This is a genomic window from Mesorhizobium sp. M1A.F.Ca.ET.072.01.1.1 (assembly GCF_004023325.1).
Lineage (GTDB): Bacteria > Pseudomonadota > Alphaproteobacteria > Rhizobiales > Rhizobiaceae > Mesorhizobium.
In genome coordinates, this window is the sequence record NZ_RZSF01000025.1 from 1 (window position 1) to 21,403 (window position 21,403).

The window sequence follows — 21,403 nt, forward strand, 5'->3', positions numbered from 1 at the left end:
GGCCGAGGCGATCGCCACATAGACGGCGGCGCTGCTTGACGGCGTCATCGACCGTCTCGGCGCCCGCCGTGTCATGCCCTTCGCCTATCTGCTGGTCGCCGCCGTCTATGTGGCGATCGCCGCCAGCCCGTTGGCGCTGACCGGCTCGCCGAGACCTTCATGGAGATGATCGCCGAGATAGCCGTAGACGCCATAGAAGGCGGTCATGAAGGCGCCGCAGGCGATCAGCAGCGGCAGGATTCCGGGCACAGCCAGCGCGCCGAGCGGCGACGGTGCCGGACCGCTTTTCCTGGTGTCGCGCAGCGAGCTGACCGACAGGCCGGCGACGGCGGCTCCGGCGAGAAGCGCGACAGCGGCGAAGACGGCCCGCCAATGGATCAGATCGGCAAGCACCGCCGACAGCGACACTCCGGCGACCATGGACAGCGTCCAGCCGGTCAGCACGACGCCGATCGTTCCGCTCTCGCGGCCGGGCGGCGCGATCGCTGCGGAGCTGGCGTAGATCGCCGGCATGGCGACGCCAGCAGCGATGCCGGCAACGAGCTGGGCCGCGACCAGCGCCGCCACCGTCGGCGCGAGCGCGCTGCCCACCAGCGCCAGCGCAAGCAACAGCAATGCGCCCTGCAGCATGCGGCGGGCGCCGATCCGGTCGATATAGCGGGCAAGAAAAAGCGCGCTGGCCGAGGTGCCGAGGCCGAAGGCAGCGGCGGCCGTCATCACCGCCGGCACGCTTGCCGCGAAGGATGCCGCGACGACGGGCGCTATCGGCCCGAGAACCAGTGAGTTGGAGCCGATGACGGCGATGCAGCCGGTGAGCAGGTAGGCTGCGGCCGGGATCGGTGCACGGGACGCCGCAGCCAGAATCGCTGATTGATCACTGTTCGACATATCTCCATAATGGCCGAATTGAATTCAGCATCAATGGAGAATTTCCAAATGGACTCAGAAACAGATGACGTTCAGCGGAACAAGCAGCCAACCCGTGAGGTCGACCCGATCGACCGAAAAATATTAGGCGTTCTGGTCGATGATGCGACCATCAGTTATGCCGAGCTCGGCGATCGCGTCGGCCTGTCGCCACCGGCGGCGCATGAGCGGGTGAAGCGGCTCAGGCGCAGCGGCGCCATCCGCGCCACCTCGGCGATCATCGATCCGAAGGCGGTGAAGAAGCCGCTGCTCGCCTTCGTGCACATCGATACCAGGGGCTGGGGCAAGACGCCGGAATTGATGGCGATCTCGGAATGCCCGGAAGTGGAAGAGATCCATTCGGTCGCCGGCGACACCTGCATGCTGCTCAAGGTACGCACCGAGGATACAAGGGCGCTGGAAGGCCTGCTGTCGCGTATCTACGAGACGCCGGGCGTGGTCTCGACGCGCAGCTATGTGGTGCTTTCAACCTATCTCGAACGGCCGGTCCAGCCAGAGATCACGGCCGAATGGCCGGCACCCAAACATATGGCGACGCCTGTCTACTAATCCACCGGCTTAGGGGGTCGTGGCGCTGCGATAGATATCGAGGACGCGCGTGACGCTGGCAATCAGAAGCTCATGCGCGGTCGGCGTGATCCGACCGGCGCCGACCTCGGCATCGAGATGGCCGAGATACTGGCTAATCAGGGGGCGTGGAATTTCACGCTTGCCGAGTGCCGCCAGCAGCGCTTCGGTCGCATGCTGTGCGTCGGGCAATGGCCAGTAGTAGCGGATGCGGTCGCTGAAGGAGAAATGCCGCTGCAGGCGCTGCTCATCAGGCGTTCCCGGATAATATTTCTGCCAAATGCCGGGCGAGGCCAGCATGATGCGTTCCATCGCGGCCGTCAGGCTTTCGCGCGAGGGATCGGGCGCGAGCGCGTCGGCGATGTGGCTCAGGCCATAGAGCGCCTCGCGCAACGCGAAGGTGAGCCAGGGGCCGACCTTGAGGATGTCGAAGCCGTCGCGCACGAGCGCGGCCAAAGCTTCCGCGGGCTGATAGTCGGTCGAATGCGCCTCGAAGACGAATTGCGGCTGGCTTTCCAGGGCAGCGACCAGCTTCGTCGTCCTCTCGGGCGCATAGGCGATGATGTCGGCATTGCCGAATTCGACGCCGGGCTGAACGACGACACCGACGGCCCGGGCAAAAGCGGCATCGAGGCCGAGACGGGAGAAGGCCTGGCGATGGAGCTCGAGAGTGCGGAGCGCATCGGCCGGCTCGGTCACATGCATATGGTCGAGCGCTTCCAGCGCGCCGCCCGGAACCGGCACTTCGGTGCCGATGATGTAGACGGGTTTTTCACCGCCCGAGCGGGCGACCGCCGCCTCGGCAACCGCCGCAAGCTCCGCCGCGCGCGCGGCAATCGTCTCGTCGGCGAGTGCCACGGAATCGTCGGCACAAGCCATGCTGGTGTCGAGATGCAGCTTGGTGAAGCCGGCGGAGGCATAGGCGTCGATCATCGCCGCCGCCTTGTTCATCGCTTCCGCCGCGGGCAGATGCTTCCACGGATTCGGGCCGAGGTGATCGCCGCCGAGGATCAGCCGGTCGAACGGAAAGCCGGTCCTGCCTGCTTGCGTCTCGACGAAGGCTCGAAAGGCGGCCGGGGTCATGCCGGTATAGCCGCCCTCGTGATTGACCTGGTTGCAGGTCGCCTCGATCAGCACATCGGCGCCATTCCTCGCGCCGTGGCGGAGCGTCGCTTCGATCACCAGCGGGTGCGCCGAACAGATCGAGGCGATGCCGCCCTTCGCGCCTGCCGCGCGGCGAGCGGCGATGCCAGCGAATCTTGTCGTGGCGCCGGTCATGCGCGTGCGGTCGCTTTTGCGATGAAGGCCTCGACGTCGGCGAGCCGGTGAATGCCTTCCATCGGCCCCTTGCGGGTAACGGCGAGCGCGCCGCAGGCATTGGCGATGCGCAGTGCATCGGCGGGCGAGGCACCGCGCAGCCAGAAGGAAACGAAGGCGGCGCCGAAGCAATCGCCGGCGCCGGTCGGATCGACTTCCTCGACCACAAAGCCGGGCATGGCGAGCGTGCCCTTGCGGTCGTGATAAGTGGCGCCATCGGCGCCTTTCTTCAGCACGATGCAGGAGATGCCTTGCCCCAGCAATTCGCGGACCGCGGCCTGTTCGTCGCTGGCGGACGAGAAAAGGAACAGTTCGTTGCCGCTCGGCAGGAAGACATCTGTCTGCGCGAGCACATGATCGAGCGCCTGACGCGTGCCGGACGCCTGCATGATCTCGCGACGGATGTTCGGATCGAAGGACACCGTGCCGCTCTTGGCCTTCACGGCCGCGATCGCGGCGAGTGCGACGTCGGTGGCGCGATCGGAAAAAAGCGAAGAGCCCATGACATGGACATGATCGGCTCCGGCCAAGAGCCGCTTCGCGGCATCGTCCATTTCCAAAAGGCCGGCGGCGCTGTTCCGGATATTGAAAACAAAATGCCTGGATGCATCGGTCCGGTAGGCGACGAAGGCGGTGCCGGTTGCATGGCCTTCACGGACGGCGATTGCCGAAACGTCGGCGCCGAGCGCGCTGAGCCGGTCGATGTTCAACTGGCCGAAATCGTCCCCGCCGACGGCGCCGATGAGACCCGCAGGCTGGCCGAGCGCCGCCGCTTGGCCAATGAAGATCGCCGGGGCGCCGGACGGAAAGGGGCCGGCGAGCGGACCGGGCTCGAGGAAGCTCTGGCCGATTGATTCCGCCATGATCTCGACGAGGATCTCGCCGGCTGAGACCAGCTTCTTCATCACGTCCTCCCAGCATTCGCCATGCATGGCTTTAGGGCTTGGAATACGGCCCCCTCTTTTTCACGTCAATTAATAAATTTACGCATGAAATAATTTCTCCGGACGCGTTGAAACTTGCGGAGCTTCCTGTAAAGTTTCAACTTGCAGGCGCACGCCGATGCGCCGTATGAGCGCCGGAGCAGCCCATGGGAGCGAGGTTCCCATGCCGCGAGGGTTTGGATGCCGATGACTCACAAGACGATGGAGGAGTTCGCCCGTTCCTGCGGCGTCTCCAGGCCGACCTTGTCGAAATTCTTCGACGATCCGACCAGCGTCAAGCCGGCGACGCGAAAACGCATCGAGGATGCGCTGCGCTCGTCCGACTATCAGCCCAATCTGTTCGCGCGAAACCTCAACCGCAAGCGCACCCGCAGCATCGGCATCGTCGTGCCGACGGTGACCGACCCGTTCTATTCCGAGATGGTCAGCCGCATCGAACTCAGGCTGCGCGACGAAGGCTACTGGCCGATCGTCATTTCCTCGCATGGATCGAGCGAACTGGAAGCCGAGGCGACGCGGACGATCCTGTCGTTGAAGGTCTCCGGCGCGCTGATAGCACCGCTCGGCCGGCGTTCGGACCAGCGGGCGATCGAGAAGCTGACGCAGGCGATCCCGATTGTCTATTTCGACACCTATCTCGAAGGCGGCACGCCTTTCGTCGGCAACAACAATGTGCAGAGCATGTCGACCATCGTCGACTATCTCTGCCGCTCGGGCGACGCCCCGGTCTATTTCGATATTCCGCACGTCAATCATAATTCGCGCGAGAGGGTGGAGAGTTACATCGATGCCATGAAGCGCCTCGGGCAGGAGCCGCTCGTCTTCGGCAATACCGGCGACTACACATGGGAGTTCGAACGCATCGGCTACGAACAGACGGAAAAGCTGCTCGGCAATGGCGGCCTGCCGGGCAAGACCATATTGTGCGCCAACGATCGTCTCGCCTTCGGCGTGATGGCGGCCGCCTTCTCGAAAGGGCTGAAGGTGGGCCGCAAGGCGGATTGCGACCTGCGGGTGGCTGCGCATGACGACCATCCGCTCAGCCGCTACACTTGCCCGGCGCTCACCACCATGGCGCAGGATTTCGCGGCGATGGCCGGAAGCAGCGTCGAGACGCTGCTTACCCTGCTCGACGAGGACGGCGCGCCCGTCGCGCCGAAGGTCAATCTCGACGCGACGCTGGTGATGCGCCAGTCGGCCTAGGGACACCGAACTCCCGCTGGGCGATCACGGCGCCTCAGGCAAGCAGGCTCGCCGCCTCGTCTTCGCCGAGCAGCGGCGGCTGGTCGACCGAGCCGACGACGGCGACGGAGTTCCGGCTCTCGCCGGAGGCGAGGATCGCTTCCATGATCTCGAGCACGTGCAGCGCCAGTTCGCCGGACGCGCGGGGTCTGCGCCCTTCCGACAGCGACCGCGCCAGGTCGGCGACGCCGAGCATGCGATAGTTGGCGCGGTCCGGTGCAGCATAGGGCCAGTTGCGCGCGCCGTAGAGCTCGCCTTCGCTCTCGAAATCCTTCCAATCGGCGCCGTGCGCCGATAGCGAGACCGTGCCGCCAAACGTGTCGGGATCGGGTAGCCTGAGCGAGCCTTCCGTCCCGTGCAGCTCGATCGGATGGTTGGAATGCTTGAAGACGTCCCAAGAGGCGCCGAAGGTGACGGTGGCGCCGCAGTGGAATTCGAGCAGCGACAGGATGTTGGTCGGCGTGCCTACCCTGAAGCTGGTGTTTTTGTAAGGGCCTTCGGCGGTGATCAGGCGCTCGTCCTGACCGCGCGTCGTCATCGCCATGACGCGGGCGACCGGGCCGAGCAGGTTGACCAGCATTGTCAGGTAGTATGGCCCCATGTCGAACACCGGACCGCCGCCCGGCTGATAGTAGAATTGCGGATTGGGATGCCAATGCTCCATGCCGCGCCCCAACATGAAGGCGGTGCCGGTCACGGCGCGGCCGATCGCGCCCTCGTCCATTAGGCGGCGGGCACGCCGTCCGGCTGCGCCGAGGAAGGTGTCTGGAGCCGAGCCCAGCAGCAGATCGCGCTTCGCCGACTCCGCGACCAGCCGGCGGCCCTCGCCGGCCGAGGTCGCCAGAGGCTTTTCCGTGAAGACGTGCTTGCCCGCGGAAAGCGCCGAATGGGTGATGTCGAAATGCGCCGACGGAACGGTGAGGTTGAGGACGAGATCGACCTCGGGATCGGCCAGCAGCGCATCGACCGGCAGCGCGCGGATACCGTATTCCCTGGCCCGTAGCGCGGCCATGTCGGCGGAAACATCGGCGCAGGCGCGCAGTTCCACGCCGGCGAAAAGTGCTGCGTTGCGCAAATAGGTCATCGATATGTTGCCGCAACCGATAACGCCGATACCGAGCTTCGCTCCTGACTTTGCTTGCATTTTCCTTCCGACCTCCCGGTGCGGCACCGCCGCAGACAACCCGCTGCAACGGCGGCGGACCATGTTCGTGACTCGCTATAGCGCATTTTAAATCTTGACGCGCGTAAAATTTTTATAGAGCATGTGAAAATGCTGGCTCGACATCGGAGGCCGCCAGCTCAAAACGATTGAGGAATTTTGCACTCATGAGCCTAGGAACCAAGGTGCGCCTTGCGCGCCTCTTCTCGCATCCGTCCGGGAAGCTTTTTGGCGGCGCGGTCGACCACTTTGTCGGCTATGGCGACGTGCGGAAAGGCGGGCTTGCCGATCTGCCCGGTGCGCTCGCGCGCGTCATGATGGGCAAACCCGACTACGTCAGCATCCAGCCCGGCACCGCGCGCCATCTGTGGCCGCAATATGCGGGCAAAGCGTCTCTGGTGATCCAGGCGGGCTGCTTCACCCCAGACGATCGCATCAGCGAGCTGATTGCAACGCCGGAGGATGCGGTGCGCGCCGGGGCCGATGCGTTGGCCGTGGCCATTCCGGTGCGCGGCGCGACCGAGGGTAAGTACATACGCTGGCTGACCGACTCGGTGAATGCGGCGGCACGCTACGGCATGCCGGTGGTGGCGCATATCTACCCGCGCGATTTCACCGACGGAGCAAAAATCGTCTTCACCCCCGACGAGATCGCCTATGCGGCGCGCATCGGCTACGAGTCCGGCGTCGACGTGATCAAGATAGGCTACACGGGCGATTTCGAGTCGTTCCGAGAGACCGTCCGGACCTGCCCGGTGCCGGTTGTGATCGCGGGTGGTCCGAAAACCGAGACGCTGCTCGGCGCCCTTCAGCAGACGGCGGACGCCATACGTGCCGGCGCGCGCGGTGCCGTGGTCGGTCGCAATCTCTGGGGGCACGGCGATCCGCAGAAGGCGGCACTTGCCTTTCGGAGCGTCATCCATGACGGCCTTTCGGCAGAAGACGCCCTGGCAAAGGCGGGTGCCTGAACGATGCCCACCGTCCCTTCAATCCTCGGCTTCGGCGCTATTGCGATCGACGACATCGTCTATGTCGATCAGCCGTTGTCGGCGGGCAAGGGGAAGGTTCTGCAAACTGCCCGAACTTTCGGCGGGAATGTCGCGACGGCCCTTGCCGCCGTCGCGCGGCTCGGCGGCCGCCGGGTTCGTCGGATGGCTGGCCAGTGCCGCTGACGACGCCGTGCTGTGCGATCTCGTTGCGAGCGGAGTTGAAACCGCATTCGCGCCGCGCCACCCGCACGCACGCCCGGTGCGCTCGCGGATCACCGTCGGCTCGGATGGGGAGAGGTTCATCGCGTATGACGACGAAGCGATGCTGGGCACCGCGCCAGACTTTCCGGACGAGGTCCTCAGCCGCGCGGCCGTCCTGATCGTCGATAGTTACGCGATCCGGTCGATGGATGTCGTGGCTCGGGCTCGCGATCTCGGCCTTGCAATCCTCGGCGATATCGAATGGAGCAGCGGCCCAGCCACCGAGAGGCTGATCGGGCTCTGCGACCATCTTATTCTTCCCCTCGGCTTCGCGCGGACTGCCACGGGCGGCCGATCGCCCGCCGAGATGCTCGACGCATTGTGGATGCCGTCGCGGTCCACCGTGGTTCTGACTGACGGCGGCAGGGGCGTCTATTATCGCGGACGCGACGAGGCAGGGCTCTGGCACCTGCCTCCGCACCGGGTTGCCGTCGTTGACTCGACTGGCGCCGGTGACTGCTTTCACGGTGCCTATGCCCATGCATTGACGCGCGGAGCCGAGACCGCAGGCCGGGTCGCATTCGCGGCCGCGGCCGCGGCTCTGTCGATAACGGGGCGTGGCGGGCGCGAGGCGCTGCCGACCGAGGGCCAGGTCACGGAACTCTTGGCATCGACGAACGCCCCGTCGGCAGTCGAACTGAAATCGCAGCTCGATACCGGAACATAGTTGAAACTATCCGAGGAACATTCGCAGGCGAACATAGGCCGATAATAATCATAATAACGAGCGGCTTAGCCTTGTGGAGGGAGGAAGATGGCAGAAGTCATTCTTGAGAATATCTGCAAGACCTATGGGAACAACTTTCACGCAATCGACCAATTGAACCTGTCGGTCGAGGATGGCGAATTCTTGATTCTCGTCGGGCCGTCCGGCTGCGGCAAATCCACCGCGCTGCGGATGATCGCGGGGCTGGAGGACGTGACAAGCGGCAGCCTTCGGATCGGCGGAGTCGACGTCGTCGACATGCCGCCCAAGGACCGCGACATCGCGATGGTCTTCCAGAGCTACGCGCTCTACCCGCATATGACGGTGTTCGAAAACATCGCCTTTTCGATGCGGCTGGCAGGCAAGCCGAAGGCCGAGCGCAAGAAGCGGGTGGACGAGATTGCCAAAACCCTTCAGCTGACATCTCTGCTCGACAGCAAACCCGCGAACCTTTCAGGCGGACAGCGTCAACGGGTTGCCATGGGCCGCGCCATGGTGCGCGAGCCGGCCGCCTTCCTCATGGACGAACCCCTTTCCAATCTGGACGCGAAGCTGCGTGTTCAAATGCGCGCCGAAATCACCAGCCTGCAAAAGCAGCTCGGCGTCACGACCATATACGTGACCCACGACCAAACCGAGGCGATGACGATGGGGGACAGGGTCGCGGTGTTGAAGGGCGGCGTGCTGCAGCAGGTCGACACACCGAAGCGGCTCTACGAGTCGCCCGTGAACGCCTTCGTTGCCGGCTTCATCGGCTCTCCTTCGATGAACCTGTTCGAGGCGACGCTGACGGGCGACGAACTGATGTCCGGCACCTTCGCCATCCGGCTGCAGGACGCAGCTTTCGCGCGCAGGCCGACCTTGAGGTCGTATGCTGGGCGCAAGGTCGTGTTCGGGATCCGACCGGAGGATCTCTATGACAGCAGTCTCGAATCCGGCCGCAAGTATCAGACGATCCCTGCAAAGGTGACCTCGATCGAAGAACTCGGGTCCGAACACATCGTTCATCTCAGCATCGACGCGGTGCGGGTGGACTCCGGAGATCCGGACGCGGTGCAGGATTTCGGCATGACCTCGAACGCGGTGGCGAAATTCGAACCGGTCAGCACAGTCCGCCCCGGTTCGGAGATCCGCTTGGCCGTGGACGACGCCAAGCTCCATTTCTTCGATCCCGAGACGCATCTGGCGATCTGAAGATTTGTCGCAGAGCCCGCAGGCGGGAGCGATGCGCCTGCGAAAGTACTCGTAAGAAGACTTCTGAATGAAGCAGACGATCGTCCGCATTGTGCGGTCGATCTTAAGAAGGAGGAGAAAATGACGTTTCGGATACGACCCGCGATGCTGAAAATGGCCGCGGCCGCATGGCTGCTCGGCGCAACCGGCGCCATGGCGGACACGACGCTGGAATTCACGCAGTGGTGGGAGCCAGAGCTGCCCGCAGGCTCCTTGCGCAAAATCATGGACGAGTTCGAGGCTGCAAACCCCGGGATCAAGGTCACGCTGGTCAGCGGCCCCTATGCGACCACGCGAGACCAGATCTCGGTCGGTGCTGCGACCGGAACGCTTAGCGATGTTGTCGGTCTCGATGGCGCTTGGGTGAACAGTCTGAACGCACAAAATGCGCTGGCCGACATGAACCCGATGATGGATGCGAGCGGCTTCGACAAGAGCCAGGTCGCCGATATCATCAAGGTGGACGGCAAAGCGGTGATGTTTCCCGTGGCTTCGTTCGTCTATCCGGTCTTCGTCAATATGGACCTCGCCGCCAAGGCAGGTGTGAGCAAGCTGCCGTCGACCCGCGCGGAGTTTCTCGAAGCCGCCAAGAAGATGACCCATGCCGACAAGAACCAGTATGGCTGGGTGCTGCCGCTGTCGCTGCAAACACCGTCCGGCGTTCAGAACGACATGATGTCGTGGGTTTGGGCTTCGGGCCAGTCGATGATGGCGAATGGCAAGCCCGACCTCGAGGGCAAACCGGTGGTGGATATGCTCAGCTTCGTGAAATCGCTCAACGACGCCGGCACCATCTCGCCCGGCATCGCCACCAAGACGGAACAGGAGAAGGTCGAGGAATTCGTCAACGACCGGGTCGGGATGATGATCGACTCGCTCGCGCATGTGAACCTCATCCGCAAACGCAATCCCAAGCTGAACTTCGACCTCATCCCGGTCCCGGTCGTGGAGAACTACAACGGCAAGCGCGGCCTTCCCTATGCCTCCTGGGGCATCGGTATCTCTGCCGGCTCGAAGCACCAGGAGGAGGCTTGGAAGCTCGTCCAATATCTGATGAGTGAAAAGGTGAACGCCAAGCTCGTGTCGCTTGCAAACGCCTTCCCGGGCAACGTCAACGCCAAGCCCGATTTCGTGACGTCCGACAAGGCATTCGCAAAGGCTTTCGAAATCTTCAAGACCGGTTATCTCGCCAACGAGTTCACGGGTCTGCCGGTGGCGGAAGACCTGATGACCCAGTTCGACGTGGAAGCCCAGAAGATGCTTGCCGGCGAGCAGTCTCCGGAACAAGCCGCAGCCAACGCTCAAAAGGGCTGGATGGCGAAATTCTGATCGGCCTGTTCCCCGTTCACTTTCTCGACCGGGTGGCCTGACTTCGGGCAGGCCACCCGGCCACAACGGATCGGTGGACCCGTGTTCCGAAGCTCACCTTCTCTTGAAGGCGTATTTCAAGGTTGGCACATGACCCCGCAGAAGCGCTCCCATCACAGACTGAAACGAGCGGTCGCACCCTATCTCTATCTGTCGCCCTCGCTCCTCATAATCGGTCTTCTGATGCTGCTGCCGATGGTGACGGTGATTGCCTATTCGTTCCAGAACAGCGCGGTGCTGCGTCGCGACCCATCCTTTGCCGGACTGAAACATTACCAGGCGATCTTCGCAGATCCCGTGTTTTGGGCTTCGCTGTGGCACACGCTCTACTTCACTTGCATGAGCGTGGTTTTCCACATGACCATCGGCATGGTCTTCGCACTGATGCTGAACAGCGACCGCATCAATCCGACGCTGCGCAATATTCTGCGCGTGCTCTACATACTGCCTTGGCTGTTCACTGCGGTGATCATCGCGGTGATCTGGCGCCTCCTGCTTGAGCCGAACGGGGTCGTGAACAGCATTCTCATGCAGATGGGCATCATCGGTTCCAAGGTCGAGTGGTTTTCCTCGCCCGAGACCGCGCTGCACGCCGTCACCTTCGCCAATATCTGGGCGGGGTACCCGCTTTTCATGGTCAGCCTGCTCGCAGGGCTGCAGGGCATTCCCAAGGATTTCTACGAGGCCGCCGATATCGACGGCGCCAAGGCCTACCAGAAGCTGATCTTCATCACCATCCCGCAGTTGATGCCGATCATCATCAGCATCTCGCTGCTCGACTTCATCTGGACCATGCAGGTCTTCCCATTGATCTGGATAACGACGGGCGGTGGTCCGATCTACTCGACCGAGGTCCTCAGCACCTACACCTATAAGCTGGCGTTTTCGAGCTACAACCTGTCTCAGGCGTCGGCGAGCGCTGTGGTCATCCTGCTGATCTCGCTTGGCCTGACGCTGTTCTACATCCGTTATCAGAAGGCTCGATAGTCACCATGAGGAAAAGGCACACGCCGAAAGACAGGCTGATCACCGTCGCGCTCCATGTAGCGCTTGTCGCGGGGCTCTTTTTCGCGGCCTTCCCGATCTACTGGATGCTCAGCAGCTCGTTCAAATCGAATACCGAAATCTTTGCCCTGCCACCAACCATCCTGCCGAAGGCCTTCACGCTGGAAGCGTACGCAGCCATCGTTGGCGACCCGGTAAAGCTGCGCTTCTTCTTCAACAGCTACTTCGTGGCGGCAGCGGTGACCGTGCTGACGGTGCTGATCGCCTTGCTGGCGGCCTACGGGTTCAGCCGCTTCAACTTCCGTGGCAAGGGCAGCCTGAACACACTCATCATCAGCACGCAGACGATTCCGCCGATCACGCTTCTGATTCCCTTCTTCGGGCTTGTCGTCTCATATGGCATCTTTGACACCTATATCGCGCTGATCCTGACTTACCTGGTGTTTACGCTGCCCTACGCGATCCTTTTGATGACCGGATATCTCAACACCTTGCCGCGCGATCTCGACGAGGCCGTCGCCGTCGACGGCGGCACCAGCTGGACGGCGCTTTGGCGGGTGATCGTGCCGATCTCGCTGCCCGGCATCGTGGCGACGTCGGTCTACACCTTCCTGTTATGCTGGAACGAATTTCTCTTTGCGCTGACGCTGACCAAGTCGACGTCCATGCGCACCGTGCCGATCGGCATCCAGCTGTTGATGGGGCAGCACGCCTTCGAATGGAACCAGATGATGGCGATGAGCGTGCTCGGCTCGTTACCGCTTTTGCTCATCTACCTCGTTGCCCAGAGATTCTTCCTCGCAGGCATGACCGCGGGCTCGGTCAAGTAGGACGTCCCTCCCATGAAGATGCAGAGCGACACCAAGGAATGGGCGGTATCAAGGAATGAAAGAATGAACGTGAAAGACCTCAAAGTCGGCTGCCAGACTTTTACCTGGGAGATGCTCGGCGACCGTTTTGGCGGCGGCCCGGACGATCTCATCAAGGCGATTTCCGACGGCGGCTATGCCGGCATCGAGATCACCGACACGATGATCGGTCGCTATGCCGGCAAGCCTGCGGAGTTCGCCGCCGCGTTGAAGGCATCCGGCCTCATGCTGGTCTCGTTCGCCTTCGGCTCGAAGAGCGGCTTCACGCTCAAGGAGAAAATCGGCGAGGACCTCGAAACCGCCGGTCGCTGGATCGACTTCGCCGCCGCCTTTCCGGGAGCGCTGGTGTCGATGGGCTCGGCAACCGTCGTCTCCGACGGCCCGCGCGACCACAAATTCGCCATCGCCGCCGAGGTCTACAACAAGGCCGGCGAACTTGGGCGCAAGGCCGGCGTGCAGGTGGCTGTGCATCCGAGCTCGCATCACAACACGCTGCTCTTCGACCGCGCCGATTATGACCGCATCTTCTCCCTGATTGACCCATCGCTGGTCGGCTGGGTGCCGGACACCGGACACATCTTGCGCGGCCGTCAGGACATGGCCGATACGCTCACCACCTATCGCGACCGCATTCGCTATGTGCATCTGAAAGACGTCGATGCCAACGGCAGTTGGGCGATGCTCGGCGAGGGTGTCTGCGACACGGCTAAGGTGATCGAGATCGCCAGCGCCGCGCCCAACTTCAGCGGCTGGCTGGTGCTGGAGGAGGAATCCGAAACCGCCGCCGCCGATCCGGCTGGCGCGGTGAAGACCAATCGCCAGACCATGCGCGGCTACGGGGCTTGAGGCGATGATCCGCAAACAAGACCGTCGTCTTCGTGTCGGTGTGCTCGGCTGCGGGCCGATCGCGCAGTTCGCGCATCTGGAATCCTGCGTGAAGGCAGCCAATGCCGACCTCTACGCGATCTGCGACGCGGCGCCCGACCTGCTGGCGCGCATGAGCGCCACCTACGAGCCGCAAAAAACGTATGGCGACTATGACGAGATGCTCGCCGACCCCAAGTTGGAGGCGGTGATCGTCGCGACGTCCGACGCGTACCACGTGCCGATGTCGATCCGGGCGCTCGAAGCCGGCAAGCACGCGCTTTGCGAAAAGCCGATCGGCATTTCCGTCGAAGAAGGCGAGAGGCTGGCGGAAGCGGTCAAGCGCTCCGGCAAGGTGCTGCAGGTCGGGCATATGAAGCGCTTCGACCCGGCGCTGGAGGCGGCGCGCGATTTCGTGCGCGACGAGATGGGCGAGATCCTGGCGCTGAAGGCCTGGTATTGCGATTCCACCCATCGCTACACCAATACCGACGCCGTGCAGCCGCTGCCCGTCACCAGCAAGCTGGCGAGGAAGCCGGCCGGCAATCCGAAGGCGGACCTGAGACAGTATTTCATGCTGGCGCATGGCTCGCATCTGGTCGACACGGCGCGCTTCCTGTGCGGCGACATCACCGCCGTGCGCGCGCGGCTCAACCAACGCTTCGGCGCTTATTGCTGGTTCGTCGAGACGGAGTTCGCCAATGGCGCGCTCGGCCATCTCGATCTGACCGTTGCGGTACGCATGGACTGGCACGAGGGCTTCCAGCTCTATGGCGAGAACGGCTCGGTGATCGCGAAGACCTTCAATCCTTGGTATTTCCGCGCCAGCGAGGTCGACATTTTCCACGAGAAGGACGCGACGTCGCGCAAGCCGCTCGGCGCCGACGGCCACTTCTTCCGCCGCCAACTGGAAGGCCTCGCCGACACGGTGCTCAACGGCGCGCCGCAGCGCGGCGCTACCGTGGAGGACGGGCTCGCTTCGATCCGCGCCATGGTGGCGATCGCCCGCTCGGTCGAAAGCGGCCAGCGCGTTGAGCTCGCCGGCGTCACCGGAGCGGTCTGATGCAGGTCGGGGTGTTCGCCAAGACTTTTCCAGGCGGCGAGCCGGCCGGCGTGCTCGCCGCCGTTCGCGAAGCGGGCTTCGCAGTCACCCAGTTCAACCTTGGCTGCGCCGGCCTGCCGTCGATGCCGGACGATGTTCCCGACGAAGCGATCCGCGCCATCGATGCAGCGGCCAAGGCTAGCGGCGTCGGTCTCGTCGCGCTGTCGGGAACCTACAACATGGCGCATCCGGACAGCCGGGTGCGTGATGACGGGCTGCGGCGGCTCGGGGTGGTCATTGAGGCAGCCGCCAGGCTTTCGATCCCGCTGGTGACACTGTGCACCGGAACGCGCAACGCCGAGGAACAATGGGCGCACCACCCCGACAATGCCGATCCCTCGGCTTGGGCCGACATGGCGCGGGAAATGGAGAAGGCGCTTCAGCTCGCCGAGCGCCACGGCGTCGATCTCGGCATCGAGCCGGAGCAAGCCAACATCGTCACCTCCGCCGATGACGCCGCGCGGCTGATTTCCGAGATGGGTTCGAACCGGCTGCGCATCGTGCTCGACCCCGCCAATCTGTTCGAGCGAGCGAATGCCGACGAGGCACGCGGCATCGTTGCTGAAGCGGTCGAGCGCACGGCTGGTCATGTCGCGCTTGCGCACGCCAAGGACCGTTTCGCCGATGGGCGCTTCGCCACGGCCGGACGAGGCGTGGTCGACTTCGACGACTTCGTCGCTCGCCTGAGGGCCACAGGCTTCGACGGGCCGCTGGTGACGCACGGGCTTTCGGCCGAGGAAGCGCCGGGCGTCGCCCGCTTCCTCAAGGGGCTCATGTGATGGGCACGCTGCTGCGCGACGGTGCCACGCTGCATATGACCGACACCGGCGAAGGCCTGGCGGTCGTCTTTCAGCATGGGCTCGGCGGCGGCGAGGCGCAGGTCGCGCAGACTTTCCCCGCAGGCTTCCGGCGCATCACGCTGGAATGCCGCGGGCATGGCGGCTCTGGGCTTGGCAAGCGGCGGCCGTTCTCGTTCGAAATCTTCGCTGACGATGTGCTTGCCGCTGCCGATCGTGCCGGCCTCGACCGCTTCGTTGCCGGCGGCGTCTCGATGGGCGCCGCGATCGCGCTTCGCCTCGCCTGCCGTCATCCGCGGCGCGTCGCCGCCCTGGTCCTGGTGCGGCCGGCATGGACGTTTTCGCCGGCACCGCAGAACATGCGGCCGATCACCGAGGCCGCCGAGCTCATCCTGGAACACGGGACCGACAAAGGACGGACGATCTTCGCACGATCGGACACGGCCACGCGGCTCTACCGCGAGGCGCCCGACAATCTGTCCTCGCTGCTCGGCTATTTCGACCGGCCCGACGCCAAGGAGTTCGCGCAAGTGCTCGCCGACATCGCCAGCGACGGTCCAGGCGTTTGCGACCGCGACGTCGCGGCGCTCGAAATTCCTGGGCTGGTCGTCGGCAACGCGATGGACGCGGTGCATCCGCTGTCGAGCGCCTACACGCTTGGCGCCGCGATGCCGCACGCGGTCTTCGCCGAAATCACGCCGAAGGCGCGCAACAGCGCCAGACATTTCATCGAACTGCACGAGCAGATCAGTTCCTTCCTCCAGTCCAACTCGAATGCCCGGAGCCTCATTCCGTCATGACCGCCAAACCCGTCTCCGGACCCGCGGCAATAGCCGCACTGCCGCGCAACCGGCTTATCGGCGAATTCTCGCTGTGGTCGGCGGATCTCGCCAATATGGAGCGCGACCTGAAGCGCATCGAAGCCCATGTCGATCTGCACCATATCGACGTGGCGGATGCCCGCTTCACCCCCGGCTTCTTGTTCTTCCCCGATCTGGTGGCGCGCATTGCCAGGCTGACGGCGAAGCCGATCCACGTCCATCTGATGGTCGAGGCCGAGATCGTCGAGGCTCAGACGCGCCAGTTCATCGAGGCTGGTGCCGATCTCGTAACCATCCATGCCGAGAATGGCGCGGCAGGTTTGCGCGCCGTGAAGCTGGCGCGTGAGCTCGACGCAGAGGCCGGCGTGGTGCTGCGGCTGGAGACGCCGGTTGAAGCGATCGAGCCGTTCCTGCCACGCGGGGCCTTCGTGACGCTGCTCGGCACCTCGATCGGGGTGAAGGGACAGAGCCTGTCCGAGGAAGCCTGCCCAAGGCTGGTCGAGGCGCGCGCGCTGATGAGGAAGGCCGGCCGCGAGGCCGACATCCGGCTCGCCGCCGATGGCGGCATCCGCCATGAGACGGTGCCGCTGCTGCGCGCCGCCGGCGCCGACACGGTGGTGCTGGGCTCGCTCGCTTTCGGCGATCCCAATCTCGCCCAGCGCATGGCCTGGCTGCATGGACTGAAGGCCGCCGCCTGATGAGCACGATCGCCCTTGCCTTCGATCTCGGCGGCACGGAACTGCGCGGCGCGCTGGTCGAGCGCAGCGGCGAAGTCGTCAAGCGCGTCTCGGCGCCGACGCTCGCCGGCGCCGGATCGGAAGCGGTCATCGGCCAGATCATCGCGCTGGCGGACAGGCTGCTTAGAGAACACCCGCAGGCAAAGGTCAGCGGCATCGGCATGTGCGCGCCGGGGCCGCTCGACCCCAAGGCAGGCATCGTCATCGGGCCGCCGACGCTCGCCGGCTGGCACAACGTGCCGCTGATCGACATCCTCAGCCGCCAGTTCGGCTTGCCGGTACGGCTGGAGAACGACGCCAATGCCGCGGCGCTCGGCGAGTGGCGTTTCGGCGCCGGCCGCGGCGCGGGCTCGCTGGCCTTCGTCACCGTCTCGACCGGCATCGGCGGCGGCGTGGTCGCTGATGGCCACATCTACCATGGAAGGCGCGGGCTCGCGGCCGAGATCGGCCACATGACCATCACCGGCGAAGGCGATCGCTGTTTCTGCGGCAACGTCGGCTGCTTCGAGGCCGTTGCTTCCGGCACCGCGCTCGGGCGCCGGGCGACGCGGCTTACCAAGCCAGGCGACGGCTCGGTGCTCAGACGTCTTTCCGACGACGGCGACGTCTCGGCCCGGCATGTCGTGGATGCCGCGCGCGCCGGCGACGCGGCCGCCTGCGAACTGGTCGAGACCGAGGCGAAATGGCTGGGCATCGGCTTCACCAATCTCCTGCATCTCTATTCGCCGGACCTGATCGTCATGGGGGGCGGCCTCGCAAACGGGTTCGATCTGCTGGCGCCGGGCATCAGGGCGACGGTCGAGGAACGCGCCATGCAAGCCTATCGCGACGTGCCGATCGTGCCGGCCGAGCTCGGCGATCGCGCCGGGCTGGTCGGCGCGGCAAGCCTGATCCTGTGGGAGGGCGAGCCGGGAACGGCGCTGGCGATGGTGCAGAATGAGCAAACGAAGCTCGGCGAAACGACCGGCGCTTCGGCCCGATCGATCATCGAACGGATGAAGGAGAGCGAAGGGAACTGAGACCGACCGCCTTCCTATTGTCCGCGCCCGGCTCGGTCTTGGGCTGAGGTCGCGCCAGAAGATAAAGGGCGGCCACGTGGGTAATCATCAGCAGGGGCACATAGATGATCGGAATCGCGTATGCGGCGCCCAGCTGCCCGGCCTGCTCGGGCAGATGAAGCACGGTGCCGTGATAGTAGTCGCCGACGAGGTCGACTATTCCCACCAGATTGAAGGCCGCGACGGACGGCCAGAAGATCGAGGACCGCTTCACGCCAAGCAGCGCCAGCATGGCCAGCAGCCCGGTCGCGAAATCGCCATAGGCGGCAAAGACCGCGAAGTCCGCCGGGAGGTTCGGGCCAACCACGCCCGGAACCAGGAAGACCAGCCCGAAGAAGCGGAAGCTGTGCAGCGTCGCGATAGCGCGCTGCGCCTCGACGCGGTCCATGAGCCTGAGCCTCGGCCAGATATAGGCGCCGAAGCAAAGCAGCCACGGGACGTAGCCCAGGACGAGATGGATCTTGAGGATCGTCGCCGGCGTCATACTTGCCTCCCGTCAGAGATTGGCTGGAACGGCTTCGAATACCGCCTTCAGGATACCGAGACGGCCTTCCAACAGAGATTTAGCGAAGGCGGCGGCCCCGACGCCCGCAACCGCACGCGATCCAAATCGTCCGTCATTGCCACTCCCTCCAGCCTTCCAATCGACAACACAGATACGACCGCTTTGTGCCGGGAACTATCCGCGATAATCTCAATGGGTCATGAAGCAAAACTTCACAGTCCGGCATGGCGCCCTCGACGGCGTCGAGGCGTTCCTGAGCGTCGCCAGGCATCGCAATTTCCGCAAGGCGGCGGCGGAGCTCGGCGTCACGCCATCGGCGATCAGCCAGGCGGTGCGGACATTGGAAGCGCGCATTGGCGCCGCGCTGTTCGTCCGCACGACACGCAGCGTCGGCCTGACCGAAGCCGGCGAGCGTTTTTTCTCGCGCGCCCGGCCAGCCTTCGAGGATTTGATAGCAGCAAGCGAGGTCGCGCGCGAAATCGGCCAGCGGCCGGCTGGGCTTTTGCGCCTGTCGGTACCGCCTGCGGTGGTGCCGACGCTGCTGGAGCCGATGATCGCGTCCTTCTGCCAGGCCTATCCCGAGATCGAGCTGGAGATCGTCGCTAGCGGCGAATTGGCGGACCTCGCAGCCGAGGGATTCGACGCCGGTATCCGGCTCGGCGACCTCATCGCGGCCGACATGGTCGCGGTTCGACTGACGCCGTCCTTTCCGATGGTGGTCGTCGGCAGTCCCGGCTATCTACGCCAGCGAACAACGCCGGAGCGCATCGAGGATCTGCGCCACCATGCCTGCCTGCGCCTGCGCCGTTCGAACGGTTCGGTCGCGCCGTGGCGCTTCACCAAAGGCAACAAGGCGGTCGAGGCAATCGTTTCCGGGCCGTTCATTGCGCACGACTATCCCACGCTGCTTGGCGCTGCGATCCAGGGCGCCGGGCTTGCCCAGGTGCCAAGCCCGATTGCCGCCGCGGCGCTCGCGGACGGGCGCCTCGAAACGCTGCTTTCGGCCTTCGCCGCGACATCGCCGGGTGTCTTCCTCTACTATCCGGAAAAACATCAGGTCCTGCCCAAACTGCGCGCATTCATCGATCACATCAGGCATCGAGGCGGCGCCGAGACCTCCCGAAAACGGCCGCGGGAACGGCAGGCTCAGGTCTAGCGCATCAGGCCGATCGGGCAGCGATCCACGACTGGATGGGGTGGCGATAGCGCAGGCCGGCGTCAAAGTACCGGTGGTGCGGCTTCCGCAGGTGCATGACACGGTGAAGCAAGGCCTGATCTCGCCGCTGGTGGCGCTGACCCGCGCCAAGGGCATGTCAGCCTATCTCGGCCTAACGGGGCACACGCCTCCTTCAGGCGCGGAGCAGATCAGCGAGGCTGTCGGACTTCTCGACCTTGTCGGTGAGATCGAGCCCGGAGAGCAGATCGACCAGATGGCTGTTCATCAGCGCCGCGGCGTCGGCGCTGTCGCCGGCTTCAATGGCGTCGACCAGCGCGTGATGGGCATGTTTCTCGCAGGTCGCGTCGCGGCGTTTCCAGTAGAGCGCGATGATCAGCGAGGAATGCGAGACGAGGTCGCGCACGAAGTTGGTGAATACCGAATGCGCCGCGATCTCGGCGATGCCAACATGGAAGCGCGCCGACAGCATGATGGCGTCGCTGTCGCGACCGGCATGCAGCGCCTCATGCTCCTTCTCCAGGTGCATTCGCAATTGCGCGATGTCGGAGGGCACCGCAGCCTTTGCGGCGAGCGCCGCCACCTTGGGTTCGATCAGTGCCCTCGCCTCAAACACTTCGCGCGCCTCGATCTTCGAGGGCTGTGCGACGAAGGCACCGCGGTTGGGCTCCAGCCGCGCCAGCCGGTCATGCGCAAGGGCCTGCAAGGCGGCGCGGACGACGGTGCGACTCACCGAATAGATCGACGCCAGCTCGTCCTCCGGCAGCTTGGTGCCCGGGGCGAGACGATGGCTGACGATGGCGTCTCTCAGCCCATAGTAGATCGGCGACCAGCGCGCTGCCGGCTTGTCGTCGCGATCGTCTTCTCTGAGTACCGTCAACATGCTTTCAATGCGCAGGCCCGACGCGGCCCGCTCTGCCCCCAAATCGCCAGCGGCCGGTCCAATCTAATGGCGCTCGCGCCCCGGTCAATCCCGCGGGACCGATCTCCCGGGGCCACGTTTACCCAGGCGAACCGGCGCCCGGGGGAGACGCCGAAGCGAAGATACCCGCGAAACGCTTGCCTCGCGGGGCGGCATAGCCGCCGATCTTCGATGTCTTCAAGCCGACCTTGAACAGGCTCTCGGCCAGGGTGACGGCGCAGACGACGCCGTCAAGCACCGGAACGCCATGCTCTTCCGACAGGCTGTGCGCAAGGTCGGCCATGCCGGCGCAGCCCAGCACGATCGCCTCGGCGTGATCCTCGCGAATGGCGCGCGCGATCTCGTCCGAGATCCGATGCCTGGCGTTCGAGCCTGGCCGTTCAAGCTCGAGCACGGCGACTTCCGACGAGCGCACTTTGGCGCAGCGCGAGGCAAGACCGTATTTCGCAAGGTTGTGCTCGATGGCGGGGACTGAGCGGGCGAGCGTGGTGACGACGCTGAACTTGCCGGCGACAAGGCTGGCGAGATGGAAGGCCGCCTCGCCGATGCCGATGACCGGCGCTTCGGTCGCGCAGCGCGCGGCGTCGAGCCCGGTATCGTCGAAGCAGGCGATCACATAGGCGTCCGCCGCCGGCGCCTTGCTCATCTCGGCGATGATGCCCGGTACGGCGAACACCTCGTCGAAATAGCCCTCGATGCTCGGCGGCCCATCGGCCGGATTGACAGCGACGATTTCGGTTCCTGATGAGGCGACGCTTGTCGCCGCCTTGCCGATCTTGCCGGTCATCGACGCGGTCGTGTTGGGGTTGATGACGAGTATGCGCATTAAAATC

The 21,403-nt window shown here is 64.4% G+C and carries 21 protein-coding genes and 2 pseudogenes; 16 read left to right on the forward strand and 7 right to left on the reverse strand.

Features of this window, described 5'->3' with window-relative positions; all coding sequences use genetic code 11:
- Window positions 1-111: 111 nt before the first annotated feature.
- A pseudogene (locus EOA32_RS06120) lies at window positions 112-888 on the reverse strand (MFS transporter); the annotation flags it as partial.
- 48 nt (window positions 889-936) lie between these two features.
- Between EOA32_RS06120 and EOA32_RS06125 the strand changes: the two are divergent.
- Window positions 937-1,476 carry an Lrp/AsnC family transcriptional regulator gene (locus EOA32_RS06125; protein ID WP_095776664.1) on the forward strand — a complete coding sequence of 180 codons (540 nt, stop codon included), beginning with the start codon at window positions 937-939 and terminating at the stop codon, window positions 1,474-1,476.
- A gap of 9 nt (window positions 1,477-1,485) precedes the next feature.
- On the opposite strand, the gene EOA32_RS06130 is transcribed toward EOA32_RS06125, so the two are convergent.
- Entirely contained in the window at window positions 1,486-2,772 is a 1,287-nt protein-coding gene (locus EOA32_RS06130; RefSeq protein ID WP_128371192.1) for a D-tagatose-bisphosphate aldolase, class II, non-catalytic subunit, read from the reverse strand.
- The gene (locus EOA32_RS06135; protein ID WP_128371193.1) at window positions 2,769-3,716 is read right to left on the reverse strand and encodes a sugar kinase; all 948 of its coding nucleotides are present in this window, start codon (window positions 3,714-3,716) and stop codon (window positions 2,769-2,771) included. The genes EOA32_RS06130 and EOA32_RS06135 overlap by 4 nt, the downstream gene beginning before the upstream one ends.
- A 219-nt stretch (window positions 3,717-3,935) precedes the next feature.
- Between EOA32_RS06135 and EOA32_RS06140 the strand changes: the two genes are divergently transcribed.
- A complete protein-coding gene (locus tag EOA32_RS06140) occupies window positions 3,936-4,958 on the forward strand; it encodes a LacI family DNA-binding transcriptional regulator (protein WP_128371194.1) in 1,023 nt (340 codons plus the stop codon).
- 34 nt (window positions 4,959-4,992) lie between these two features.
- Here EOA32_RS06140 and EOA32_RS06145 read toward each other — a convergent pair whose 3' ends face one another.
- Window positions 4,993-6,141 carry a Gfo/Idh/MocA family oxidoreductase gene (locus tag EOA32_RS06145; protein ID WP_128371195.1) on the reverse strand — a complete coding sequence of 383 codons (1,149 nt, stop codon included), beginning with the start codon at window positions 6,139-6,141 and terminating at the stop codon, window positions 4,993-4,995.
- Window positions 6,142-6,326: 185 nt separating this feature from the next.
- On the opposite strand from EOA32_RS06145, the gene EOA32_RS06150 reads away from it, so the two are divergent.
- From EOA32_RS06150 to EOA32_RS06205, 12 genes are all read left to right on the forward strand, one after another.
- A complete protein-coding gene (locus EOA32_RS06150) occupies window positions 6,327-7,127 on the forward strand; it encodes a class I fructose-bisphosphate aldolase (RefSeq protein WP_066989013.1) in 801 nt (266 codons plus the stop codon).
- Between the two features lie 61 nt (window positions 7,128-7,188).
- On the forward strand, window positions 7,189-8,076 hold the full coding sequence (locus EOA32_RS06155; protein ID WP_245499171.1) for a PfkB family carbohydrate kinase: 888 nt from the start codon (window positions 7,189-7,191) through the stop codon (window positions 8,074-8,076).
- 87 nt (window positions 8,077-8,163) lie between these two features.
- Window positions 8,164-9,309, forward strand: coding sequence for an ABC transporter ATP-binding protein (locus EOA32_RS06160; protein WP_095776285.1), 1,146 nt, complete (start codon window positions 8,164-8,166; stop codon window positions 9,307-9,309).
- Between the two features lie 120 nt (window positions 9,310-9,429).
- Window positions 9,430-10,677, forward strand: a complete 1,248-nt coding sequence (locus EOA32_RS06165; RefSeq protein ID WP_128371196.1) for a sugar ABC transporter substrate-binding protein — start codon at window positions 9,430-9,432, stop codon at window positions 10,675-10,677.
- A gap of 129 nt (window positions 10,678-10,806) precedes the next feature.
- Window positions 10,807-11,703: a sugar ABC transporter permease gene (locus EOA32_RS06170; protein ID WP_095776286.1), complete on the forward strand. Its 897-nt coding sequence runs from the start codon at window positions 10,807-10,809 to the stop codon at window positions 11,701-11,703.
- Between the two features lie 5 nt (window positions 11,704-11,708).
- The gene (locus EOA32_RS06175; protein ID WP_066989025.1) at window positions 11,709-12,551 is read left to right on the forward strand and encodes a carbohydrate ABC transporter permease; all 843 of its coding nucleotides are present in this window, start codon (window positions 11,709-11,711) and stop codon (window positions 12,549-12,551) included.
- A 63-nt stretch (window positions 12,552-12,614) separates the two neighbouring features.
- Window positions 12,615-13,436, forward strand: coding sequence for a sugar phosphate isomerase/epimerase (locus tag EOA32_RS06180; RefSeq protein ID WP_128371197.1), 822 nt, complete (start codon window positions 12,615-12,617; stop codon window positions 13,434-13,436).
- 4 nt (window positions 13,437-13,440) lie between these two features.
- The gene (locus tag EOA32_RS06185) at window positions 13,441-14,517 is read left to right on the forward strand and encodes a Gfo/Idh/MocA family oxidoreductase (RefSeq protein ID WP_128371198.1); all 1,077 of its coding nucleotides are present in this window, start codon (window positions 13,441-13,443) and stop codon (window positions 14,515-14,517) included.
- Window positions 14,517-15,335, forward strand: a complete 819-nt coding sequence (locus tag EOA32_RS06190) for a sugar phosphate isomerase/epimerase family protein (protein ID WP_095781819.1) — start codon at window positions 14,517-14,519, stop codon at window positions 15,333-15,335. Before EOA32_RS06185 ends, EOA32_RS06190 begins: the two co-directional genes overlap by 1 nt.
- The gene (locus tag EOA32_RS06195) at window positions 15,335-16,153 is read left to right on the forward strand and encodes an alpha/beta hydrolase (RefSeq protein WP_128371199.1); all 819 of its coding nucleotides are present in this window, start codon (window positions 15,335-15,337) and stop codon (window positions 16,151-16,153) included. The genes EOA32_RS06190 and EOA32_RS06195 overlap by 1 nt, the downstream gene beginning before the upstream one ends.
- On the forward strand, window positions 16,150-16,872 hold the full coding sequence (locus EOA32_RS06200) for a ribulose-phosphate 3-epimerase (RefSeq protein ID WP_128371200.1): 723 nt from the start codon (window positions 16,150-16,152) through the stop codon (window positions 16,870-16,872). The genes EOA32_RS06195 and EOA32_RS06200 overlap by 4 nt, the downstream gene beginning before the upstream one ends.
- Window positions 16,872-17,930, forward strand: coding sequence for an ROK family protein (locus EOA32_RS06205; RefSeq protein ID WP_245499172.1), 1,059 nt, complete (start codon window positions 16,872-16,874; stop codon window positions 17,928-17,930). Before EOA32_RS06200 ends, EOA32_RS06205 begins: the two co-directional genes overlap by 1 nt.
- Here EOA32_RS06205 and EOA32_RS06210 read toward each other — a convergent pair.
- Complete coding sequence (locus tag EOA32_RS06210) at window positions 17,896-18,453, reverse strand: hypothetical protein (RefSeq protein ID WP_245499173.1); 558 nt, start codon at window positions 18,451-18,453, stop codon at window positions 17,896-17,898. The genes EOA32_RS06205 and EOA32_RS06210 overlap by 35 nt on opposite strands.
- 220 nt (window positions 18,454-18,673) lie before the next feature.
- Here EOA32_RS06210 and EOA32_RS06215 point away from each other — a divergent pair, with 220 nt between their 5' ends.
- Window positions 18,674-19,630 (forward strand): LysR family transcriptional regulator, encoded by a 957-nt coding sequence (locus EOA32_RS06215; RefSeq protein ID WP_128371201.1) that lies wholly within the window; start codon window positions 18,674-18,676, stop codon window positions 19,628-19,630.
- A gap of 55 nt (window positions 19,631-19,685) precedes the next feature.
- Window positions 19,686-19,802: pseudogene (locus tag EOA32_RS39665) on the forward strand (NAD-dependent dehydratase); the annotation flags it as partial.
- 21 nt (window positions 19,803-19,823) lie between these two features.
- Here EOA32_RS39665 and EOA32_RS06225 read toward each other — a convergent pair.
- Both EOA32_RS06225 and EOA32_RS06230 read right to left on the reverse strand, forming a co-directional pair.
- Window positions 19,824-20,531 (reverse strand): GntR family transcriptional regulator, encoded by a 708-nt coding sequence (locus EOA32_RS06225; protein ID WP_066989406.1) that lies wholly within the window; start codon window positions 20,529-20,531, stop codon window positions 19,824-19,826.
- A gap of 118 nt (window positions 20,532-20,649) precedes the next feature.
- Entirely contained in the window at window positions 20,650-21,396 is a 747-nt protein-coding gene (locus tag EOA32_RS06230; RefSeq protein WP_128371202.1) for an aspartate/glutamate racemase family protein, read from the reverse strand.
- Between the last annotated feature and the right edge of the window lie 7 nt (window positions 21,397-21,403).